The sequence below is a fragment of the Massilia sp. NBRC 108631 genome, assembly GCF_059704565.1.
The window spans coordinates 1-16,496 of record NZ_BAAKJE010000004.1 but is presented as its reverse complement, the minus strand read 5'-3'; the positions used below and the strand labels follow the sequence as shown (position 1 = coordinate 16,496).

The following is a 16,496-nucleotide window of genomic DNA, read 5'->3' as shown; positions in this document are numbered from 1 at the left end:
ACCTTAAGGCGACCTGGGCCTCAGGCCAGCCTGACGCCTGGCAGGAAGGCCATGCAGGTCAGCAGCACGGCCAACACTAGCAGGGCCAGCCGCCGCCACAGGCGGCGCCGGGGCCGGATATAGCCCTGCAGCGCCGCCTCGTGCTGCGCCAGCAGGCTGCCGATGCTGTGCCAGCCGTGCAGCGACACGCGCGACAGGCCGGCTTTGGTGCGCTGCTCGGTCAGGTCCTCGGCCCGGTCCTGCAGCGCGACGGTGTCGGGGGTGGTGGTCAGGATGATGAGCTCGTGCACCGGGTGCGGGAAACCGTCGATCTCGCGCACCGCAGCATCCAGGTTGGCGATGCTGAGCGACTTGCCGAAGCTGCGGCTGCGGCCTTTGCACTGCAGCAGCAGCACCTTGCCGTCAGGCAGCTTGGCCCAGGCGTCGGCGCCGTGCTCCCTGCGGTCCAACGGCCCCCAGCGCTCGAACTGCACGCCATGGACCGCCGACATCAGGCCACGGCCCAGGCGGTCAAAGTCCTGCCAGCTGGCAGGTTTCGGAAATTCAGCTGCCCTGCGTCCCATGCTCATCCCTCGATAACGATGTAATTTTTATCATATAAAAATGACATCTTTCTGGGGGAAAGTCAAGTATTGGCTGGGTCAGGCTGGCAGCAGCGTCGCTTATTTGGCAAAGCTCGCCAGCGGCTTGCCCTTCTGCACCAGATAGGTCGCCAGTTCTGCCGCGTTGCCGGTGCCGACGTTCTTGGCCACGTGCATGGCGCCGGCCGGGATGAAGACCGCGTCGCCTACTTTCAGCGTAACCGGCGGGCGGCCGTCGATCCGGTATTCCAGCGTGCCTTCAAGCACGAAGGCGATTTCCTCGCCCGGGTGGGCGTGCTTGGGCGACTCGCTGCCTTCTTCGAAGTCGACGCGCACCTGCAGCACTTCGCGGCCTGGCACGCTGAAGTCGCTCTTCAGGATGTCGGTGCGCTTCAGGCCCTGCATCTGCATCGGCATCTGCGCGTGTGCCGCCTGGGCCAGCAGGGCGCTGCCGGCGATCACTACTGCTGCCATCATGGTGGGTACGGTTTTCATCTGGACGTCCTTTTCTGCGTTGACCGGATCGGATATCGATTCCGTACCGCCATTAGACCGGCGGCGCGTATCGGCCATGTGTCGTGACAAGGCTGCGGAGAAGTCGCCATGTATCCGGCGCGGACTTGATACACGGGGATACAAGAAGATGTTCTGGAAATGCAAAAAGCCCAGCCATATAGGCTGGGCTTTTCCGTATCTGGTGCCGACTGCCGGTTTCGAACTGGCCACCTGATGATTACAAATCAACTGCTCTACCAAATGAGCTAAGTCGGCGTTGCGCGAAGATTATACGCTATTTGATACGCGTGAGGGTGGGGCGTCCGCCGCCTTTTTTGGGCGGCTCGCCGCCGCCGTCCGGGCCATCCGGACCGCCCTGCTCGTCCTCGCCGTCGCTGCCGGCCGGGCGCGCTTGCGGCGCCGGGGTCGGCACCGGGGCCAGGGTGGGCGTGCTGGACACCGGCGCCAGCGGAGCCGGGGCCGGCGCCGAGGCGACCGGCGCGTCGTCGTAGCCGCCCAGTTGCGGCTCGAACGCCATGCCCTGCCCGTTTTCGTTGGCGTAGATGGCCATCACGTTGTTGACCGGCACGTAGATCTCGCGCGACACGCCGCCAAAGCGGGCGTGGAAGCGGATGCTGTCATTGTCCATCTTCAGCCCGGAAGTGGCGCCGAAGCTGATGTTGAGCACGATCTCGCCCTTCTTGACGTATTCCATCGGCACCGTGGTGGCGGCGTCGACTTTCACGGCCAGGTAGGGCGTGTAGCCGCTGTCGGTGCACCATTCGTAAATGGCGCGCAGCATGTAGGGCTTGGTGGAAATCTCGGACATGATCAGCGGCGCATGACCTTCTCGGACGGCGTCAGCGCTTCGATGTAGGCCGGACGCGAGAAGATGCGCTCGGCGTATTTCATCAGCGGCGCGGCGGTCTTCGACAGCTCGATGCCGTAATGGTCCAGGCGCCACAGCAGCGGGGCCACGGCCACGTCCAGCATGGAGAACTCGTCGCCCAGCATGTACTTGTTCTTCAGGAACAGCGGCGCCAGCGTGGTCAGGCGGTCGCGGATTTCCGCGCGCGCCTTGTCGTGGCTCTTGTCGTTGGCCTTGGCGCGCTCGCTTTCCAGCGTGTGCACGTGCACGAACAGTTCTTTTTCGAAGTTGAACAGCATCAGGCGCGCACGGGCGCGCATCAGCGGGTCGGCCGGCATCAGCTGCGGGTGCGGGAAGCGCTCGTCGATGTACTCGTTGATGATGTTCGATTCGTACAGGATCAGTTCGCGCTCGACCAGGATGGGCACCTGGCCGTACGGGTTCATGGTGGAAATGTCTTCCGGCTTGTTGAACAGGTCGACGTCGCGCACTTCAAAGTCCATGCCTTTTTCAAACAGGACCAGGCGGCAGCGTTGCGAGAATGGGCAGGTTGTACCCGAATAGAGAACCATCATTTTTGTAGTTCCTTAGAAACAAAATGGGATGCAGCCGCGAACGGCTCACCCCAGAACGCGCCCGCCACGCGGGCGACGCACAAAACAACATGGCCGGCCTAGGCCGGCATGCTCACTTATTTGACCTCTTTCCAGTACGATGCGTTCAGACGCCAGGCCAGCAGCGCGAAGCAGGTCAGGAACAGCAGCACCCACACGCCAAGGCGCTTGCGGGTCTGCGCGGCAGGTTCGGCCATCCACTCCATGTAGCCGACCAGGTCCGCCACATTGGTGTCGAACTCCAGCTTGCTCATGGTGCCCGGCTTGACCTGCTCGAAGCCGACGAATTTATGCACGCTCTTGCTTGGATCGTGCGGATCTTTCTCTTCGGCAAACTTGGCCACTTGCACGCCTTGCAGTTCATGCAACACGTGCGGCATGGCCACGTTCGCCACCATCAGGTTGTTCCAGCCGTTCGGGCGGGTGTCATCCTTGTAGAAGGTGCGCAGATAGGTGTACAGATAGTCGCCGCCGGTGCCGCCGGGGCCCGACTTGGCGCGCGAAATCACCGACAAGTCCGGCGGCACCACGCCGAACCAGGCTTTGGCGTCCTTGGCCGGCATGGCCGTGGTCATCATTTCGCCCACTTTTTCGCCGGTAAACAACAGGTTGTTCTTGATCTGCTCTTCCGTCAGGCCCAGGTCCTTGAGGCGGTTAAAACGCATCGAAGACGCATTATGGCAGTTCAGGCAGTAGTTCACAAACAACTTGGCGCCATTTTGCAGCGCGGCCATGTTGGTGGAGCGGTCCGGCGCCTTGTCCAGCGGGTGGCTGCTTTCGCTTGCCAGGGCCAGGCCTGGCAGCAGCGCCAGGATCGCAAGCAGTTTCTTTGCAAAATTCATATTCTTGTCCTTTTGAGCTGTGGTCGGCGGATCAGTGCGGATGGAAAGTCACGCGGGATGGCACAGGTTTGAACTGGCCCATCGCGCTCCACCACGGCATCAGCAGGAAGAAGAAGAAGTAATACAGCGTGCACACTTGCGACACGATGGTGCCGATGGTGCTTGGCGCCTGGGTGCCCAGGTAACCCAGCGTCAGGAACGACAGGCCGAACACGGCGTACACATATTTGTGCCAGTCCGGGCGGTAGCGGATCGACTTCACCGGCGAATGGTCCAGCCACGGCAGGAAGGCCAGGATCACGACGGAACCGCCGAAGAACACCACGCCCCAGAATTTCGCGTCCAGCACCGACGGCAGCATGCCGACGATGGCCACCAGCGCCACCACGGCGATGGCCGCCTTGGTGGTGAAGGCCAGGCGCGATTTCAGCCACAGGAAGGCCACGTAGGCAGCCACGGCCACCATCAGTACCCACATGAAGTCGGCGGTGGTGGCGCGCAGCACCGAGTAGAACGGCGTGAAGTACCAGGTTGGCGCGATGTGCAGCGGGGTCTTCAGCGAATCGCCCGGCAGGAAGTTGTTGTATTCCAGGAAGTAGCCGCCCATTTCAGGCGCGAAGAACACCACGGTGCTGAAGATCAGCAGGAACACCGACACGCCGAACAGGTCGTGCACGGTGTAGTACGGGTGCGACGGGATCGAGTCGACCGGATGGCCGTCCGGGCCCAGGTTCTCTTTGACTTCGATGCCGTCCGGATTGGACGAGCCGACTTCGTGCAGTGCGATCAGGTGGGCGGCAACCAGGCCCAGCAGCACCAGCGGGATGGCGATCACGTGGAAGGCGAAGAAGCGGTTCAGGGTGGCGTCGGACACCACGTAGTCGCCGCGGATCCACAGCGACAGGTCGGGGCCGATCAGCGGGATGGCGCCGAACAGGTTGACGATCACCTGGGCGCCCCAGTACGACATCTGGCCCCATGGCAGCAGGTAGCCGAAGAACGCTTCGGCCATCAGGCACAGGAAGATGGCGAAGCCGAACAGCCAGATCAGTTCACGTGGCTTGCGGTAGGAACCGTACAGCAGGCCGCGCGTCATGTGCAGGTAGACGATGATGAAGAAGGCCGAGGCGCCGGTCGAGTGCATATAGCGCACCAGCCAGCCCCACGGCACTTCGCGCATGATGTATTCCACCGAGCCGAAGGCCAGGTTGGCGTCCGGCTTGTAGTGCATGGTCAGGAAGATGCCGGTGACGATCTGCAGCACCAGCACCAGCATGGCCAGCGAGCCGAAGATGTACCAGAAATTGAAGTTTTTCGGGGCGTAGTACTTGCCCCACTGGTCGTTCCACAGCTTGGTCAGCGGGAAGCGGTCGTCGACCCAGCCCAGCGCTTTTTGCGCCACCGGGGCATTGGCGGGGAGTTTCGTCTCTTTAAAAGCAGCCATGTTTATGCCTCGCCTTTCTCGTCTTTGCCGATCACCAGCTTGGTGTCGCCCAGATACATATGACGCGGAACCTGCAGGTTGTCCGGCGCAGGCTTGTTCTTGTAGACGCGGCCGGCCATGTCAAAGGTGGAGCCGTGGCATGGGCACAGGAAGCCGCCTTCCCAGTCGTCCGGCAGCGACGGCTGCGGTCCCGGGGTGAATTTCGACGATGGCGAGCAGCCGAGGTGGGTGCAGATGCCCACCGCGACCAGGATTTCAGGTTTGATGGAGCGGTTCTGGTTGCGGCAGTATTCCGGGGTGTACTCGTCCGGGTTGCGCTTGGAGTCGGCGTCGGCCACCTTGCCTTCGGTCTTTTTCAGCGAGGCAACCATTTCCGGCGTGCGCTTGAGGATCCAGACCGGCTTGCCGCGCCATTCGACAGTGCGCATTTCGCCCGGCTGCAGCGTGGAGATATCGACTTCGACAGGTGCGCCGGCCGCTTTCGCTCGCTCGGACGGCTGGAAGGTGCTTACCAGGACACCGGCGGTGGACAGTCCAACTACGCCACCTGCCGCGCATGTTGCGGCGATCAAGCCACGACGGCCAGAATCGACCTGCTTATCGTTACTCATACCAAACCCCAATCATCAAATTGCGAAATAGTTATTATGCGTTAACCAAGCTTCCAGCAACCTTAGATTATAGGTGAAGCCAAAACCGTTTTAAAGCGAAACGTTGCATTTGTCTAAATTCTGCCCCATCCCGATCGTCGCAGACTATCGCCCAGTTGCTAAAAAACACGCTATGATCGGCTATACAACATAGCAAGGAGGTCACAATGGGCATGATGCAAGAGTTCAAAGAATTTGCCATGAAGGGCAACGTGGTCGACCTGGCGGTCGGCGTGATCGTCGGCGCGGCCTTCAGCAAGATCGTCGATTCGCTGGTGCAGGACATCATCATGCCGCCGATCGGCAGGCTGATCGGCGGCCTGGATTTCGCCAACTATTACCTGCCACTGAACGGCCAGGCCGCCAATCTGAGCCTGGTGGAAGCGAAGAAGCTGGGCGCGGTACTGGCGTACGGCAACTTCCTGACCATCCTGTTAAACTTCATCATCCTCGCGTTCATCATCTTCCAGATGGTGCGCATGCTGCAGAAGGCCCGCAAAGCCGAGCCTGCTCCGACGGAGACGCCGGCGCCGACCGCCGAGGACATCCTGCTGCTGCGTGAAATCCGCGACGCACTGAAAAAATAAGCCTGGCGGCACGCGCAGCGCCCGGCGGCAAAGTTAGGACGCCAAGCTGGGCGCCCGGTTAGGACGGCATCATGCGACGACTATGGTTATTGTTTGCACAAGCGGTGACCGTGGTCCTGGCGCTGTACTTCGTCTACAGCGCCATGCGGCCGGACTGGCAAGGCTTGCCGGGCGTGCCCGGGCTGGGCGCCGCGCCGTCCACGCCGGCGGGCGCGGCCCGCAGCGCCCTGCTGGGCGGCCATGCGTCCCCCTCGCCGGGCTCGTACCGGGCGGCGGCGGCGCAAGCCATGCCGGCCGTGGTCAACGTGCTCACCACCAAGGCGCCGCGCCGCAAGCATCCGCTCACGCGCGATCCCTTCTTCAAGAAATTCTTCGGCGACCGCGACCGTGACGGCGACGAGGACGACCAGTCCAGCCTCGGCTCGGGCGTGATCGTCAGCCCGCAAGGCTACATCCTGACCAACAACCACGTGGTCGACGCCGCCGACGAGATCCAGGTGGTGCTGGCCGACGGCCGCAAGGCCGCCGCCAGGGTGGTGGGCACCGACCCCGAAACCGACCTGGCCGTGATCAAGGTGGACCTGGACAAGCTGCCGGTGATCGTGCTGGGCCACGCCGAGCAGGCCAAGGTGGGCGACGTGGTATTGGCCATCGGCAACCCCTTCGGCGTGGGACAGACCGTCACCATGGGCATCATTTCCGCGCTGGGCCGCAATAATTTACATATCAACAACTTCGAAAACTTTATCCAGACCGACGCCGCCATCAACTTCGGCAACTCGGGCGGCGCGCTGATCGACACCAGTGGCAACCTGCTGGGCATCAACTCGGCCATCTACTCGCAGACCGGCGGCTCGGTGGGCATCGGCTTCGCCATTCCCGTGTCCACCGCCAAGACCGTGATGGAATCGATCATCAGCTCGGGCCACGTGGTGCGCGGCTGGATCGGCGTGGAATCGCAGGAAATCACGCCCGAGCTGGCCGAGAGCTTCGGCCTCAAGGTGCAAAGCGGCGCCATCATCGCCGGCGTGGTGCGCAACGGCCCGGCCGACAAGGGCGGCATGAAGCCGGGCGACATCCTGCTGCAGGTCGAGGGCAAGGCGGTCAACGACACCAACGACATGCTCAATCTGATCGCCCAACTGCCGCCGGGGGAAAAAGCTACAATGCGGGTGCTGCGCAAGAGCCGCGAGACGGACCTTGCCATTACCGTGGGCAAGCGCCCGATTTCACGATAAAACACCCGCCCCCGATCCGACATGCACCTGCGCGACCTGAAGAACTACCTCACCGAACTGGCCGACAACAACAACCGCCCCTGGTTCATCATGAACAAGCCGCGCTACGACATCCTGCGCGAAGAATTCCTGGAACTGGTCACGCAAGTGATCGCCGAGCTGGGCAAATTCGACCCGGCGGTGAAGTTCTGCAATCCGAAGAAGGCCATGTTCCGCATCAACCGCGACGTGCGCTTCGCCCACGACAAGAGCCCGTACAAGACGCGCTTCTCGGCCGCCATCGCGCCCAACGACATGCGCCGCCCGTCCAAGGCCGGCGGCCCCACCTACTATTTCCAGCTGGACGGCGAAGGCCGGCTGCTGTTCGGCGCCGGCGAGTACATGCCGCCGCCGGAGCGCACCAGGGCGCTGCGCAAGCACATGGTGGAAGACGCGGCCGGCTTTTCCAAGGCCCTGAAGAACAAGGCACTGAAGGCGCGCTACGGCACCATCCAGGACGAGGGCAAGCTGCAGCGCCCGCCCAAGGGCTTCGATGCGGACCATGAACACATCGAGTTCATCAAGCTGAAGAGCTTCTTCGTGTGGACCGAGATGAAGCTGGACCTGAACAAGCCGGACCTGCTGCTGCCACTGATCGCCAACGGCCTGAAGGACGCCTACCCGCTGGTGACCTGGATGCGCTCGGCCAAGGTGGAAGAAGTAGCGGAAGACTAAGCCGTCTCCCCCGCCAGCCACTGCTCGATAAACTCGACGCACACCCGCACCTTGGCCGAGGTGGACAGCCGCGACGTGTAGACCGCCCACACGTCGGCCGGCTGGGCATAGGCCGGCAGCACCCGCTGCAGCGCGCCGCGCGCCAGCGCAGGCCCCACATCCCAGATCGAACGCAAGATGATGCCGTGGCCGTCCAGCGCCCACTGGTGGACGATTTCGCCATTGCTGGCCGATAGCGGCCCGGCCACCTTCACCGACTCCATGCCGGCCGGCCCGGTCAGCAGCCAGCGGCCCGCGCTATGGTCGTGCCCCTGGTCGCGCTCGCGGACCACGATGCAGCGGTGCTGCGCCAGCTCGGCCAGGGTGGCCGGCGCGCCATGCCGGGCCAGGTAGGACGGCGCCGCGCACAGCACCCGCTGGTTGGCGGCGATGCGGCGCGACATCAGGTGCGGCTCGTGCGCCTCGCCCACCCGGATGTCCAGGTGGAAGCCTTCGCCTATCAGGTCGACCGGGCGGTCCAGCAGCTCCAGCTGGATTTCCATCGCCGGATAGCGCAGCGCCAGCGCCGAGATGGCCGGCGCCACCCGGTTGCGGCCGAAGCCGGAACTGGTGCAGAGGCGCAGCAGGCCGCTGGGCGCGCGCTGCCCGGTCGACACCGCGTCCCGCATCTGGTCCACGTCCTCCAGTATCCGCTGCGCCCACTGGTGCACCAGGGCGCCCTGCTCCGTCACCGTCACGCTGCGCGTGGTCCGGTGCAACAGCTTCACCTGCAGCGACTGCTCCAGCAGCGCGATGCGCTTGCTGACATAGGCATTGGACACGCCCAGCGCGCGCGCGGCGGCGGCAAAACCGCGTTCGCGCACCAGGGTGCAGAACAGCCGCAGGTCGGCCAGCAAAGGTTGATCATTCACGATATGTGCATGCCGCAATTACGAATCAGCCGATTATAGCGCTGGCGATTAACGCTATGCTAAAAGCTCATTCACAGGAGGACGCATGAAAACGCATCGCATCGCAGTCATCGCCGGCGACGGCATCGGCCAGGAAGTCATGCCGGAGGGCCTGCGCGCCGTCCAGGCGGCAGCGCGCAAACACGCGCTGGCGCTGGAATTCACCCGCTTCGACTGGGCCGACTGCAACTACTACGCCAGCCACGGCAAGATGATGCCGGACGACTGGTTCGCGCAGCTGAAGGATTACGACGCGATCTACTTCGGCGCCGTCGGCTGGCCGGACACGGTGCCCGACCACGTATCGCTGTGGGGCTCGCTGATCAAGTTCCGGCGCGCATTCGACCAGTATGTGAACCTGCGCCCGGTGCGCCTGATGCCCGGCGTGCCCTGCCCGCTGGCCAACAAGCAGCCGGGCGATATCGACTTCTTCGTGGTGCGCGAGAACACCGAGGGCGAGTACTCGTCGGTGGGCGGGCGCATCTTTGAAGGCACGGAGCGCGAAACGGTGCTGCAGGAAGCCGTGTTTACGCGCAAGGGCGTGGACCGCATCCTGAAGTACGCCTTCGAGCTGGCGCACAGCCGCCCCAAGCAGCACCTGACCTCGGCCACCAAGTCGAACGGCATCGCCATCAGCATGCCGTACTGGGACGAGCGCGTGAAGCGGATGGCGGACGGCTACCCGGACGTGCGCTGGGACCAGTACCACGTCGACATCCTGGCGGCCCGCTTCGTGCTCAGCCCGGAGCGATTCGACGTGGTGGTGGCGTCCAACCTGTTCGGCGACATCCTGTCCGACCTGGGCCCGGCCTGCACCGGCACCATCGGCATCGCGCCCTCCGCCAACCTGAACCCGGAGCGCGTATTCCCCTCGCTGTTCGAACCGGTGCACGGCTCGGCGCCCGACATCGCGGGCAAGAACATTGCCAACCCGGTGGCCATGATCTGGTCCGGCGCGCTGATGCTGGAGTTCCTCGGCCAGGGCCTGGCGGATGCTGCGCAGCAGGCCGCCTTCAAGAGCGCGCACGACGACATCATGCGCGCCATAGAAACCGTGCTGGTGCAGGGCCCGCGCACGCCCGACATGGGTGGCAGCGCCAGCACCACCGGCATGGGAGAGGCGATCGCCGCGCTGATCTGATGTCGGGCCGCGCCGGGCGCGCTCAGGCTCTCCTATTTGCAGTTCATGTCGCCGAATTCGCAGTTCGTCGCACTCCGGTGGAGTGGTGCGTTGGGTTTATCTATAGTTCACTCAACGCAAACGCAAACACCAACGCAGCACGAACCGAACTCACAAGGAGAAACATCATGAACATCGCTAAAAACATGGAAGCCATCTTCATCGCCGCCGTTGTCCTGGCCGGCGCCGCCAGCATCGCCACTGCCGCCGTGCCGGCAGCACCGGCCACCGTCGCCAAGGCCGTCAAGGCTGCCCCCGCCGCGACCGCCATGCCGGTGGTGACGATTACCGCAAAACGGCTGAGCGCAGCTGAAAAAGCCGCGCTCGCCAACTAAGCGCAGCACATGCCGCACACCACTCGCCCGGAGCACGCAATGAACAACTTTATCAGCGCAACGATGATGGCCGTCACCCTGTACGCGACGCACGGCGCCGTGATCGCCCAGGAACTGGCCAGCGAAAGCCGCAGCATCGATGCGCGTGCCGTGAAAGTGGTGCTGGATGGCGTCATCAGCCTGAATATCAAGCAGGGCCCGACCGCCTCGCTGGTGGTCAGCGGCGACAAGCGCTACCTGCCCAAAGTGACCGTGGTGCAAACCGGCGACACGCTGCGCATCGGCACCGAGCTGCGCGGCGTGCAAATGCACAGCAATAACCTGCACGCGGAACTGACCCTGCCCAATCTGCGCGAACTGGTGTCGGCCGGCGTGGGGTCGACCGAAGTGAGCGGCTTCTCCGGCGACGAAATGCGCCTGGCACTGGAAGGCGCGGGCGCGGTCAGCCTGACCTCGCGCTACCGCACCTTGAACGCCAAGCTGACCGGCGTAGGCAGCATGCATGTGAACGCCGGCGAGGCCGACTCGGTGGGCCTGGACCTGCGCGGCGCCGGGCAGATGGTGGTCAGCGGCCAAAGCAAAAACCTGAACGTGAAACTGGGCGGCATCGGCAGCCTGGACGCGCAGCAGCTGCGCGCCGACAGCGTGGACGTCGACCTCAGCGGCCTGGGCGGCGCCACCGTCTACGCCAGGACCAGCGCCAAGCTGCGCCTGAGCGGACTCGGTTCGGCCACCGTGTACGGCAAGCCCGCCAACCGCAGCGCCAGCGCGCGCGGCCTGGGCAGCGTGGCCTGGAACTGAGCGCGGATCTCTAGCGCGCCCCCACGGCCGGCAGCAGCACCCTGGACATTTGCAGCATGGCCGGTCCTAGCAGCACCATCATCAGCGTCGGGAAGATGCAGAAGATCAGCGGGAACAGCAGCTTGAGCGCGATCTTGGCCGCCGCTTCCTCGGCCATCATGCTGCGCTTGCTGCGCAGGTTCTCCGCATGCACCCTCAGCGACTCGCCCATGCTGGTGCCGAAACGCTCCGACTGGATCAGCATCGCCACCAGGGTGTCGACGTCCTCCACGCCGCTGCGCAGCGCCAGGTTGCGCAAGGCCTTCTCCTTGCTGAAGCCGGCCCGCATCTCCATCAGCACCAGCTGCAGCTCCTGCGCCAGCACCACGCTCTTCAGATGCACTTCGCCGGCCACCTTGGCCAGCGCGCGCTCCAGGCTCAGGCCCGCCTCCACGCACACGGTGAGCAGGTCCAGCGCGTCCGGCAGATGCTCGAAGATGTCGCGCTGGCGGCGCGCCGCCGTGCGCGCCAGCAGCGCGTTGGGCAGGTAGTAGCCCACCGCCGCAGCGCCGAGCAGGAAGTACAGCCAGCCCCCGCCCACGGCGCCGCGCTTCAGGCCGGCGGCCAGCGCCGCCAGCAGCGCCGGCAGCAGCAGCGCCAGCACGCTCTTGCCGGCGAAATAGAACGTGGGCGCGGACGCGTGGCGCCAGCCCGCCGTCATGAAGCGCGTACGCAGCGGCGAACGTTCCCAGCCTTCCTCCGGCAGCGACAGCCGCACGAATGGCTGCGCCACCTTGGCCGCCCGCTCCACCCAGCCGGACGGCGGCTCGGCCGCGCCCTCGGGCAGCGCATGCGCGGCCAGGCGCTGGCGCAGCGCGCCTGGCGCGAACAGCAGCATGGCCGCCAGCGCCACCAGCGCCACCACCACGAACACCACCAGCAGGAACAACAGGTGGCCGGACTCCAACTGCAGGGCGCTCATAGGCGGATCCGTATCAGCTGGCGCATCCACAGCAGCCCGCCCAGCATGGCGGCCGCGCCGTACCACAGCAAGGTCACGCCGGCCGGATCGGTCCACAGCAGGCTGATGTACTTGTAGCTGGTGAGCGACATCAGCGCCATGGCCGCCAGCGGCAGCAGGCCCAGTATCCAGGCCGACATGCGGCCCTCGGCCGACAGCACGCGGATCTGCGCCAGCAGGCGCAGGCGGGCGCGCACCATGCGCGAGATATTGCCCAGCAATTCGGCCAGGTTGCCGCCCGATTCGCGCTGGATCAGCACCGCGATCACCAGGTAGCGCAAATCCGTCAGCGGAATGCGCGCGCCCAGGTTGTGCAAGGCCTCGTTCATCGGCACGCCATAGTTGATCTCCTCATAGGCGATGCGGAATTCTCTGCCGATGGGCTCGGGCATTTCATTGCCCACCATGTGCAGCACGTTGGCGAAGGAATGGCCGGCGCGCAGCGCGCGGCTGAGGAAATCGGCCACCTCCGGCAGTTGTTCCTGCAGCTTGGCCAGGCGCGCGCTGCGGGCCCGGTACAGCAGCAGCGCCGGCGCCAGCACGGCCGCCGCCAGGGACAGCAAGTGCGCCGGGCGCGGCAAGCCGGCCAGCGGCGGCAGCGCGGCGGCCGCCATCAGCAGCGCTGCCTGCACGCCCAGCAGGCGCGCCACGCTCAAGCCCAGGCCGGACTGCAGCAGCAGCCGGTCCAGCCGCGCCGCCAGCGGCAACAGCGGCGCGCGCCGCAGCAGCTGCTCCAGCCACGGCGCGCCGCTGTAGCGGCGCTGCTTGAGGATGGTGACGCGCGGCGCCATGCCGCCGTCGTCGCCGCGCGCGGCCATCAGTTCCAGCCGCCGGGCAATGCGCCGCGCGCCGCCGCCGTGGGTGCCGGACCACCACAGCCAGGCGCCCTCGATCAACAGGATCACGGCAGCGAACAGCAGCACCGCGAAGCACGTGAAGACCAGATCCATAAGCTTCTCCCGTAGCTGTCCCTATTCGTAGATCTTGTCCGGATCGAACGCGCTGTCCGGCACGGCGGCGCCGAACAGGCGCAGGCGCTCGGCGAAGCGCGGCCGCACGCCGGTGGCGCGGAACTGGCCCTGCACCCGGCCCTCGGCGTCCACCCCGGTCTGCTCGTAGCGGAAGATCTCGTGCATGGCGATCATGTCGCCTTCCATGCCGGTGATCTCCTGCAGGCTGACCAGCTTGCGCGCGCCGTCCGTCAGGCGCGACACTTGCATCACCACCGTGATGGCCGAGCAGATCTGCTGGCGCGTGGCGCGAGGCGTCAGCGTCAGTCCGGCCATGCCCACCATGTTCTCCAGCCGCGACAGGGCGTCGCGCGGGGTGTTCGAGTGGATGGTGGCCAGCGAACCCTCGTGGCCGGTGTTCATGGCCTGCAGCATGTCGACCGCCTCGGCCCCGCGCACCTCGCCCAGGATGATGCGGTCGGGACGCATGCGCAGCGCGTTGCGCACCAGCGCGCGCTGCGTCACCTCGCCCTTGCCTTCGATATTCGGCGGGCGCGTTTCCAGGCGCACCACGTGCGGCTGGCGCAGTTGCAGCTCGGCCGCGTCCTCGATGGTGACCACGCGCTCGCTGCCGGGAATGAAGCCGGACAGCACATTGAGCAAGGTGGTCTTGCCGCTGCCGGTGCCGCCCGAAATCAGGATGTTGATCTTGGCGTGGCCCAGCGCCTCCAGCACCTGCACCATGGGCGGCGTGACGCTCTTGTAGGCCAGCAGGTTGGCCACCGTCAGCGGCTGCACCGCGAAACGGCGAATCGACAGCATGGGGCCGTCGATCGCCAGCGGCGGGATGATGGCGTTCACGCGCGAGCCGTCCGGCAGGCGCGCATCCACCATCGGGCTGGACTCGTCGATGCGGCGGCCCACGCGCGAGACGATCTTCTCGATGATCTTCATCAGGTGCGCGTTGTCGTGGAAGGTGATGCCGCTCAGCTCCAGCCGCCCGGCGCGCTCCACATAGACCTTGCACCAGGTGTTGACCAGGATGTCGGACACGCCGGCGTCGGCCAGCAGCGGCTCGAGCGGGCCGAAGCCCAGCATCTCGTGCTGGATGTCGAGCACCAGGCGGTGCCGCTCCTGCTGGTTCAGCACGATGCGCTCGTCCTCGATCACGCGCTGCACCAGCAGCGCCAGCTCGTGCTTGAACTGCTCCGGCGTGAGACGCTTCAGGCGCTCCAGGTCGATGCGGTCCAGGATGGTCTGGTGCATGGTCTTGCGCAGCTCCTGGTAGGACGCGTCCGGCAGGCTGCCCATCAGCCCCGGCTGCAAGCCCATCACGTTGACGGCCCCCCTGGTTTCATCGCCACTGGCAAGGCGTTCCCGCAAACTCATGTCGCTCTCCTCGGATGGACCTTCACAATTCCGCATCGCTGCGGCCAAACAGGCGGTCGAACAGGCCCTTGCTTTCCGGGACCCGGCGCGCCGTCACCATTTCCACCAGCTCGGCCAGGCTGCGCGCCACCGGGCTGCTGCGCGACAGCTGCAGCAGCGGCACGCCCTGGTTCACCGAATCGGTGGCCGACAGGTAGTCGTTCGGCACCGTGTGCATCACCTCCGCGCCCAGCGCCTGCTCCAGGTCGGCCAGGCGCAGCTTGCCGCCACGCTCGTAGCGGTTGACGATCAGGCGGATGCGTTCGCCCGGGTAGCCGAGCGAGCGGAAAATGTCGAGCAGGCGGCGGCCGTCGCGGATGTCGGGCAGCGCCAGCTGCAGCACCGGGTAGATCGCGTCGGCGCCGTCCAGCGCGCGCAGCGAGATGGCGTCGATCTGGCGCCCCACGTCCAGCACGATGTAGTCGTAGTGCTGGCGCGCCACGCGCAGGATGGCGTCCATGTGGTCGGGCTTCATGTCCGACACCTGGTGCGGATCGTCGGCCGCCGCCAGCACGCCGAAGTTGGGCGTCACGTGCACCAGGCAGGAATCGAGGAAGGCGCCGTCCATGCGGCCGATCTGGGCGCAGATGTCGGACAGCGTCATGGCCGGCTTCTGGTCCGACACGTACAGCGTGGCGTCGCCGAACTGGCCGTGCAGGTCGATCAGCAGCACTTTGCGCTCGGCCAGCACCGCCAGCGCATAGCCGAAATTGGTGGCCAGGAAAGTGGCCCCGCTGCCGCCCTTGCAGGAAATGAAGGCCAGCGCCTTGCCGTCGCGCATATGGGTGACGCCGGTCTCGATTTCGATGCGGTCCATGGCCTCGTGGAAGGCGCGGTGCACCAGCGGCAGCGGCAGCACCTCGCGCATGCCGGCGCGCATGGCGCGGATCAGCAGGTCCTGCTGCGGCTCGCGCGTGAGCATCATGTAGGAGGCGCGCGGATAGTGCTTGCCGAGGCGTTCGACCAGCTCGGCCTCCCCCGGCGCCATGTCGCTGGCGTCAAAGATCACCAGTTCGGGCGGCTCGGCCAGCACCCGCTCGACCGCGTCGCGCAATCCCTGGCGCGTGGCCACCAGCTGCACCGCCGGCATGCGCGCCGATCCCTGCGCCGCCACCTCGGCGTGCAGCAGGCTGTCCCGGCTTATCATCAAGGCTTTCATGGGTCTTCCCTCTCAAAGAGCGCGCCGTGTCAGGGAGGCGGCGGGGCAGGCGCGGCGCACAGCGCGCTGCCCGGCTGATATCCCAGCGCCTCGGCGCGCGCGGTGGTGGCCGAAGCCGGCAGCGCAAGGCCCTGCCAGTTCAGCTGCGGCAGCGGCAGCAGGGCCTGGAACGGCACCGGCTGGCAGCTGGCCGCATCGGCCGGGTCGCACACGCTGACGCGCACATGGCGGATGCAATCGCTGCCATTCGGATTGCGCAGGCAGTACAGCCGGTTCAGCGCCGGGCACGGCGCACGCGCCGCGGCGGCCACCGGCTGCAGCGCGCCGGCCGCGTCCTGCCACAAGTACTCGATGCGCAAATGGCCCGGGCCGAACGACGGCGCCATCGGCAAGGAGCCGCCGCCGGGCCGGAACAGCGCGCGCCGGCGTAGCGCCGCCATGGCCGCCGGGTCGGTGTAGTCGGCCATGGCGGCTGCGCGCGCGGCGCTGCGCGTGACTTCCTGCAGCGTGTTCCACAAATAGATCAGGCGCGCGCATTCCAGCAGGCCGTACATGAACAGCAGGAAGAGCGGCAGCGCCAGCGCCAGTTCGATCAGCAGCACGCCGGCGGCCGGACGCCGAAGAGTACGTCTGCGGCCATGTTCAACGCAGTGTCTAGTT

Annotated in this window: 19 protein-coding genes and 1 tRNA gene; 6 read left to right on the top strand and 14 right to left on the bottom strand. The window is 65.7% G+C overall.

The annotated features are described in order from the left end of the window. Window positions 1-20: 20 nt before the first annotated feature. The 8 genes from AC6H42_RS00115 to petA form a co-directional block, all read right to left on the bottom strand. On the bottom strand, window positions 21-563 hold the full coding sequence (locus AC6H42_RS00115) for a hypothetical protein (RefSeq protein ID WP_497547111.1): 543 nt from the start codon (window positions 561-563) through the stop codon (window positions 21-23). Between the two features lie 99 nt (window positions 564-662). Further along, window positions 663-1,076, bottom strand: coding sequence for a cupin domain-containing protein (locus AC6H42_RS00110; protein ID WP_057158693.1), 414 nt, complete (start codon window positions 1,074-1,076; stop codon window positions 663-665). Between the two features lie 200 nt (window positions 1,077-1,276). Then, window positions 1,277-1,352: transfer RNA gene (locus AC6H42_RS00105), tRNA-Thr, on the bottom strand. Between the two features lie 19 nt (window positions 1,353-1,371). Next, a complete protein-coding gene (locus tag AC6H42_RS00100) occupies window positions 1,372-1,905 on the bottom strand; it encodes a ClpXP protease specificity-enhancing factor (RefSeq protein WP_057158440.1) in 534 nt (177 codons plus the stop codon). 2 nt (window positions 1,906-1,907) lie between these two features. After that, window positions 1,908-2,519: a glutathione S-transferase N-terminal domain-containing protein gene (locus AC6H42_RS00095; RefSeq protein ID WP_050409980.1), complete on the bottom strand. Its 612-nt coding sequence runs from the start codon at window positions 2,517-2,519 to the stop codon at window positions 1,908-1,910. A gap of 116 nt (window positions 2,520-2,635) precedes the next feature. Then, the gene (locus tag AC6H42_RS00090; RefSeq protein ID WP_057158441.1) at window positions 2,636-3,400 is read right to left on the bottom strand and encodes a cytochrome c1; all 765 of its coding nucleotides are present in this window, start codon (window positions 3,398-3,400) and stop codon (window positions 2,636-2,638) included. Window positions 3,401-3,431: 31 nt separating this feature from the next. Beyond that, a complete protein-coding gene (locus AC6H42_RS00085; RefSeq protein WP_057158442.1) occupies window positions 3,432-4,844 on the bottom strand; it encodes a cytochrome b in 1,413 nt (470 codons plus the stop codon). A 2-nt stretch (window positions 4,845-4,846) separates the two neighbouring features. Then, window positions 4,847-5,455: a ubiquinol-cytochrome c reductase iron-sulfur subunit gene (gene petA / locus AC6H42_RS00080; RefSeq protein WP_057158443.1), complete on the bottom strand. Its 609-nt coding sequence runs from the start codon at window positions 5,453-5,455 to the stop codon at window positions 4,847-4,849. A gap of 206 nt (window positions 5,456-5,661) precedes the next feature. Here petA and mscL point away from each other — a divergent pair, with 206 nt between their 5' ends. The 3 genes from mscL to AC6H42_RS00065 all read left to right on the top strand — a co-directional run bounded on the left by mscL (window position 5,662) and on the right by AC6H42_RS00065 (window position 8,033). Then, the gene (mscL, locus tag AC6H42_RS00075; protein WP_057158444.1) at window positions 5,662-6,081 is read left to right on the top strand and encodes a large conductance mechanosensitive channel protein MscL; all 420 of its coding nucleotides are present in this window, start codon (window positions 5,662-5,664) and stop codon (window positions 6,079-6,081) included. A gap of 71 nt (window positions 6,082-6,152) precedes the next feature. Then, a complete protein-coding gene (locus tag AC6H42_RS00070; protein WP_497547110.1) occupies window positions 6,153-7,319 on the top strand; it encodes a S1C family serine protease in 1,167 nt (388 codons plus the stop codon). Between the two features lie 21 nt (window positions 7,320-7,340). Next, a complete protein-coding gene (locus AC6H42_RS00065) occupies window positions 7,341-8,033 on the top strand; it encodes a DUF2461 domain-containing protein (RefSeq protein WP_057158446.1) in 693 nt (230 codons plus the stop codon). Here AC6H42_RS00065 and AC6H42_RS00060 read toward each other — a convergent pair. Then, window positions 8,030-8,944, bottom strand: a complete 915-nt coding sequence (locus AC6H42_RS00060; protein ID WP_497547109.1) for a LysR family transcriptional regulator — start codon at window positions 8,942-8,944, stop codon at window positions 8,030-8,032. The two genes, AC6H42_RS00065 and AC6H42_RS00060, sit on opposite strands and share 4 nt — an antisense overlap. 85 nt (window positions 8,945-9,029) lie before the next feature. Between AC6H42_RS00060 and AC6H42_RS00055 the strand changes: the two genes are divergently transcribed. The 3 genes from AC6H42_RS00055 (at window position 9,030) to AC6H42_RS00045 (ending at window position 11,299) form a co-directional block, all read left to right on the top strand. After that, entirely contained in the window at window positions 9,030-10,124 is a 1,095-nt protein-coding gene (locus tag AC6H42_RS00055; RefSeq protein WP_497547108.1) for a tartrate dehydrogenase, read from the top strand. A gap of 167 nt (window positions 10,125-10,291) precedes the next feature. Beyond that, a complete protein-coding gene (locus AC6H42_RS00050; protein ID WP_057158449.1) occupies window positions 10,292-10,498 on the top strand; it encodes a hypothetical protein in 207 nt (68 codons plus the stop codon). 39 nt (window positions 10,499-10,537) lie between these two features. Beyond that, window positions 10,538-11,299 carry a GIN domain-containing protein gene (locus tag AC6H42_RS00045; protein WP_057158450.1) on the top strand — a complete coding sequence of 254 codons (762 nt, stop codon included), beginning with the start codon at window positions 10,538-10,540 and terminating at the stop codon, window positions 11,297-11,299. 10 nt (window positions 11,300-11,309) lie between these two features. Here AC6H42_RS00045 and AC6H42_RS00040 read toward each other — a convergent pair whose 3' ends face one another. The 5 genes from AC6H42_RS00040 to AC6H42_RS00020 form a co-directional block, all read right to left on the bottom strand. Then, window positions 11,310-12,260 carry a type II secretion system F family protein gene (locus AC6H42_RS00040; protein WP_057158451.1) on the bottom strand — a complete coding sequence of 317 codons (951 nt, stop codon included), beginning with the start codon at window positions 12,258-12,260 and terminating at the stop codon, window positions 11,310-11,312. Further along, window positions 12,257-13,249: a type II secretion system F family protein gene (locus AC6H42_RS00035; protein ID WP_057158452.1), complete on the bottom strand. Its 993-nt coding sequence runs from the start codon at window positions 13,247-13,249 to the stop codon at window positions 12,257-12,259. Before AC6H42_RS00035 ends, AC6H42_RS00040 begins: the two co-directional genes overlap by 4 nt. 21 nt (window positions 13,250-13,270) lie before the next feature. Next, entirely contained in the window at window positions 13,271-14,638 is a 1,368-nt protein-coding gene (locus AC6H42_RS00030) for a TadA family conjugal transfer-associated ATPase (protein ID WP_082552217.1), read from the bottom strand. Between the two features lie 22 nt (window positions 14,639-14,660). Continuing rightward, complete coding sequence (locus tag AC6H42_RS00025; protein WP_057158454.1) at window positions 14,661-15,836, bottom strand: CpaE/TadZ family protein; 1,176 nt, start codon at window positions 15,834-15,836, stop codon at window positions 14,661-14,663. A gap of 29 nt (window positions 15,837-15,865) precedes the next feature. Then, window positions 15,866-16,496 (bottom strand): TadE/TadG family type IV pilus assembly protein (locus AC6H42_RS00020; RefSeq protein ID WP_497547107.1); only part of this gene is annotated, 631 nt, incomplete at its 5' end.